This is a genomic window from Terrilactibacillus tamarindi (genome assembly GCF_009718825.1).
Taxonomy (GTDB): Bacteria; Bacillota; Bacilli; order Bacillales; family Sporolactobacillaceae; genus Terrilactibacillus; species Terrilactibacillus tamarindi.
On record NZ_WNHB01000043.1, the window covers coordinates 1 to 2,040 of the forward strand.

The 2,040-nt window shown below is 53.3% G+C and carries 1 rRNA gene; it reads left to right on the forward strand.

Features of this window, described 5'->3' with window-relative positions:
- Positions 1 to 2,040 (forward strand): 23S ribosomal RNA (locus GMB86_RS15230); the annotation flags it as partial.

Sequence of the window (2,040 nt, forward strand, 5' to 3'; positions counted from 1 at the left end):
GAGTCTTGGAGGTAGAGCACTGATTGAATAAGGGGCCCCCACAGGGTTACCGAGTTCAGTCAAACTCCGAATGCCAACGACTTAGCCTCGGGAGTCAGACGGCGAGTGATAAGATCCGTCGTCGAAAGGGAAACAGCCCAGACCACCAGCTAAGGTCCCAAAGTATACGTTAAGTGGCAAAGGATGTGGCGTTGCACAGACAACCAGGATGTTGGCTCAGAAGCAGCCACCATTTAAAGAGTGCGTAATAGCTCACTGGTCGAGTGGCGCCGCGCCGAAAATGTAACGGGGCTAAACGTATCACCGAAGCTGTGGATGACCTTACGGTCATGGTAGGGGAGCGTTCTAAGGGCGGTGAAGGTAGACTGGAAGGTCTATTGGAGCGCTTAGAAGTGAGAATGCCGGTATGAGTAACGAAAAGAGGGGTGAGAATCCCCTCCGTCGAAAGCCTAAGGGTTCCTGAGGAAGGTTCGTCCGCTCAGGGTTAGTCGGGACCTAAGCCGAGGCCGAAAGGCGTAGGCGATGGACAACAGGTTGATATTCCTGTACTACCATCAGACGTTTGAGTGATGGGGGGACGCAGGAAGGTAGGACCAGCGTGCGACTGGATGTGCACGTTCAAGCAGTTAGGCTGACTATGAGGGAAATCCCATAGTCGTGAAGGCTGAGCTGTGATGAGGAGGGAAATTTAGTACCGAAGGGTCTGATCCTACACTGCCAAGAAAAGCCTCTAGCGAGTCTGTATGGTACCCGTACCCCAAACCGACACAGGTAGGCGAGAAGAGAATTCTAAGACGCTCGGGAGAACTCTCGTTAAGGAACTCGGCAAAATGACCCCGTAACTTCGGGAGAAGGGGTGCTCATTCGGGCTTTGGCCCGATGTGAGCCGCAGTGAAAAGATCCAAGCGACTGTTTACCAAAAACACAGGTCTCTGCGAAACCGTAAGGTGATGTATAGGGGCTGACACCTGCCCGGTGCTGGAAGGTTAAGAGGAGAGGTTATCCCTTAGGGGAGAAGCTTTGAATTGAAGCCCCAGTAAACGGCGGCCGTAACTATAACGGTCCTAAGGTAGCGAAATTCCTTGTCGGGTAAGTTCCGACCCGCACGAAAGGTGTAACGATTTGGATACTGTCTCAACGAGAGACCCGGTGAAATTATAGTACCTGTGAAGATGCAGGTTACCCGCGACAGGACGGAAAGACCCCATGGAGCTTTACTGCAGCTTGATATTGGATGTTGGTATCGTTTGTACAGGATAGGTAGGAGCCTTTGAAGCCGGACCGCCAGGTTCGGTGGAGGCATCGGTGGGATACTACCCTGACGGTACTGACATTCTAACCCTGGACCGTGATCCGGTTCGGAGACAGTGTCAGGTGGGCAGTTTGACTGGGGCGGTCGCCTCCTAAAATGTAACGGAGGCGCCCAAAGGTTCCCTCAGAATGGTTGGAAATCATTCGCAGAGTGTAAAGGCACAAGGGAGCTTGACTGCGAGACTTACAAGTCGAGCAGGGACGAAAGTCGGGCTTAGTGATCCGGTGGCACCGCATGGAAGGGCCATCGCTCAACGGATAAAAGCTACCCTGGGGATAACAGGCTTATCTCCCCCAAGAGTCCACATCGACGGGGAGGTTTGGCACCTCGATGTCGGCTCATCGCATCCTGGGGCTGAAGTAGGTCCCAAGGGTTGGGCTGTTCGCCCATTAAAGCGGTACGCGAGCTGGGTTCAGAACGTCGTGAGACAGTTCGGTCCCTATCCGTCGCGGGCGTTGGAAGTTTGAGAGGAGCTGTCCTTAGTACGAGAGGACCGGGATGGACACACCGCTGGTGTACCAGTTGTTCCGCCAGGAGCATCGCTGGGTAGCTATGTGTGGAAGGGATAAGTGCTGAAAGCATCTAAGCATGAAGCCCCCCTCAAGATGAGATTTCCCATAACTTTAAGTTAGTAAGACCCCTTAGAGATGATGAGGTTGATAGGTCTGAGGTGGACGCGTGGTGACACGTGAAGCTGACAGATACTAATCGGTCGAGGACTTAACCAA